The sequence below is a fragment of the Nesterenkonia flava genome (assembly GCF_031432335.1).
In the GTDB taxonomy this organism is placed as follows: domain Bacteria; phylum Actinomycetota; class Actinomycetes; order Actinomycetales; family Micrococcaceae; genus Nesterenkonia; species Nesterenkonia flava.
On record NZ_JAVKGT010000062.1, the window covers coordinates 1 to 3,634 of the forward strand.

The window sequence follows — 3,634 nt, forward strand, 5'->3', positions numbered from 1 at the left end:
CTGCTCGACACCGGAGGATTCAGACCCTTGCTACACCCTCATCTGCGATGAGCCGGTATAAGCTGCCCGACGTGGGAGCCGACACTTTCGTCAGATATGACTAACGACAAGCGGCAGGCCTTTCGTAAACCATGCATCGAGCACAAGACGTTACGCCACAGAGTTGCTAATTCTTGATGTTTGAAGCTGAGAGCGGCTTCTGGGCATCGATGGCGGTGTGGCGAATTTGCTTTCCAATCTTCTGCGATAGTACGCCGATTTCAGCAGGCAATTGTTTCAGTCTGTCCCTCTGCGTTTTGGTGTCTCCGTACTGCACGGATATGAACCATCCGTGCGTAGCATCATCTGACACCAGGTAGCTGGGCAGCTGATCTCTGATGCCATTCCAAAACCTCCCGTTGTCTAGCTTCTTTACCTCGATGATTAACCTAGCGTTAGTGCCGGAGGACACCTTGAAGTCCGTTGGTCCACGACCAAGTTCCACCTCGCGGTCGAGCTCCACATTGAACTGTCGCAAATACTGTTGCGCGAAGCCCAGAAATAGCAGTTGGACGGCCTCTTCCGGCTTGCGAGTACCGTCATCGTTCCACAACAATGACCAGCCACGTTGCTCTTGGATGTATCTTCGGAAATTCTGGATGACATCAGCCATAAGTACGACGAGGTCGTCGTGAGAGCGTACCGGCCGTGACGCGAGCGGATTCTCGGCCACGAACTCTACCGGCGCTCTATCCCAGTGCACGACACCGATTGGGTCTTCCTCGAAGTCGTAGCCGCGCAGATCCTCTCGGCTGGTTTGCTCTCTTGCCCAATCGCGCACTCGATCGGGGTGTTTGCGCGCCCAGGTCACGATGTCCGCCTTAGCCGCTGACTTTCCCACAGGGAGGTTAATCGATGCTCGGATATCGTCGTTGAAATCTGAATAGAACCAGTCATCAGCGTTGAGGGTCGGTAGCTTATTCAGAATCGAAGTGGGAACCAGGATGATGGGCTTCCCGGTGACTGGATTGGTCGGCAGAGCTGCTTCTTCTGTATGCCAGCGAGCAACTTCAAGAGTGACACGGGTGTTCTTGACCCGATGCGACTTCAGAGGGACCCCGTGTCGCCGACTGATCTCCTGTGTGTACTGGATGAACCGATGCTTCAGCACGTTGGCCGCTGCATCTGAGATCCTGTCGGCACCAATTCCCTCGTTGAGGATTCCAATCTCCTCGATGTGTTCCGGCTCCTTCAGGCCAGCGGCGATCGCCACTGCAATGCCATCTGCCATGGTCGAAGCGAAACTGGAGCCTGATCCGGCCCCCTTGGTGCCGTGCGCCGTGTAACCAAGGCCGAGTTCATATGGCTCGGGGAAAGTCAGGAGCTTACGCGCGGCCTTAGCTGATTGAGAATCCTTGCTGATGGACTTGGCAACCAGCTTGTAGCAGTGCACGAAGTGGTCAATGAGTTCTTGGTGACCTTTCGCCCACTGGCCACCAGATTCTAGGAGGAGTACAGGGTCGATGAAGAGTTTCGTGTCGACAGTCAGGTGTGGATCGAACCAGTCGTCCTCGCTGGTCCGATTTATGGCGAAGTGTTCTGAGAAACGCACAAGTCACCTACCCTGAGGCTTTGGATTATTCACGGCTTCTCCTAACGACAAGCAACCCATCCTTGTCGGTCGTGTGGAGATAGTCCACGGGACCGAGGGGAGCCGCACCGAAATGACGCTTGGCGAACTTGATTCGCATCTTCTCGTCCCAATCAAGGTCATCTAGGTTGCGCGTGTCCTTGGTTTCGCGGACCAGATAGAGCCGCTCGACGCCGTTCTCTTCATAGACGATCGCCCAGTCTGGTGCATACTCCCCCACGGGCGTGGCGACCTTGAACCGGCGCGGGAGTTTCGTGAAGAGCTTCACCCGGTCGGGATCGTTGGAAAGTTGCCGGGCGAATGCTCGCTCTACGTGGCTGTCGTAGTCGACATGGTCGTAGAGGCTACGTCCGCCGTCATCAGAAATTACGCCGCTCTGGGGGTCGGCGTTGCCCTTGGCTGGTTGCGGTGGCGTCTTGGTCTCGACGTCGATGAAAACCACCTCAGCGTCGTACCACTCAGCCTCATCGACGGGTTCGTAGTTGATGCCATCCACCATCTGCTCGATGGTCTCCCAGCGGATTGCGTTGGCGACGATGCGCGCCCATCGCTCCGGATCGTCTAAGACGTAACGCCCGTAGTCGCGGTCGAAGGTAATGATGTGCTCGACGATGTTGGCGATGGTTTGGCGCGTCAGCTGGAGCGGGAACTTGCCGTACTGGAGTTGCTCTTCAATGAGTTGCACAACGTCGGGTAGGCGCTGGCCAGTCACCAGCACGCGTTCACCTCGGTTCTCAGAGACTGCCTCTTCGTCTGTTATGACATGGCCGTGCTCGTCGTATTCCAGCGTTGCTGACTGCACGACATTTGCCCGGCGCTGGATGAAACGCAAGTCATCCAGGTGATCAGACCCAGCAACGACGGTAGCTAGAGAGTCCGGGATGATGCTCACGCGGTAGCGGGCCTTGTAGCGGATGCGCTTCCAGAGTTCGCGGAACTCATCGCTATCGAAAAGCTCTGGCCGTCGACGCACTAGCACTTCGTTGTCGGCGTTCTCTAGCTCAGTAGCTTCGCCCTTGGAGCCGCCTGCGGCCTCATACTCTGCGTTCAGGCCGTCGCGGAACTCGACGAATGACTCATCGACTACCAACGTTAGTCTGTTGATCGCAGGGTCTTTGACGCGACGGCCAGCCTGGTTGACCGGCAGTCGCAAGCCGCGTCCGATCTGTTGACGACGCTCGAGGTCCGATCGGGTGTGACGGAGGAAGCCGACCTGGAAGACGTTGGGGTTGTCCCAGCCCTCTTTCAGCGCGGAGTGGGAGAAGATGAACGCCCTCGGATTGTCCTTCGTGAGTATCAGCTCTTTGTTAGCGATGATCTCCTGGTACGCGCGCGATTCGAACTCGGCATCAGACGCGCGTCCTTTGGTGTCCTTGAGCACCCCGGTCTTGGTAGAGGGGAAATACGAGACTCGCACAGAGGCCGGGTCCGGCATTTGGTTCTCTGGCTTACCAGCGCGAAGCCATTCTTCCCGGAAGAGCTCGTCAAACATGCCCGGCAATACAGCTTCATCCCCGACATAATCAGCAACCTGTTCAACGAAGAACAGCGACAGCGTCTTGACATCATGACCAGCGGCATCGATCTGGTCCTGACGGGCAAGGTGCTGGCGGATCGTGTGTCGGATCTGATCGCGCCACACGAGCTGACGATCTACACCGGCTTCCTCGCCCACCTGGATCGTCTGGTTGTTGGTGAAAGTCACGCGGTCCGGCTTCCGGTCAATCCGGTCAACCTCCATCCCGCGGTACTGCGGCAGTCCATCCGAGAGGTCGAACAGATCACTGCCGTTCTGCAGCACCACCTGTACACGCTGCGCCCCGTCAGCGTGTTTACGATCGATGACTGCCTCGACGAATAGCGTCTTGCGCTTAGACCGCACCTTGGAGATATGCACATATGGCTTACCATCCTGGCCCGCGACGATGCCCTTAACGGAGACGCGCTTAACTAGCTGTGATGTTCAGGGAGGTTGGTCAGCCTGGTGATGGGTGGTTGGCCTCC

At 57.1% G+C, this 3,634-nt stretch carries 2 protein-coding genes; both read right to left on the reverse strand.

Going from position 1 to position 3,634, the window contains the following annotated elements; translation table 11 throughout:
* Positions 1 to 166 precede the first annotated feature (166 nt).
* Complete coding sequence (locus RH857_RS13405) at positions 167 to 1,591, reverse strand: DUF8370 family protein (protein WP_310538477.1); 1,425 nt, start codon at positions 1,589 to 1,591, stop codon at positions 167 to 169.
* A gap of 25 nt (positions 1,592 to 1,616) precedes the next feature.
* The gene (locus RH857_RS13410) at positions 1,617 to 3,527 is read right to left on the reverse strand and encodes a restriction endonuclease (protein ID WP_310538478.1); all 1,911 of its coding nucleotides are present in this window, start codon (positions 3,525 to 3,527) and stop codon (positions 1,617 to 1,619) included.
* Positions 3,528 to 3,634 lie beyond the last annotated feature (107 nt).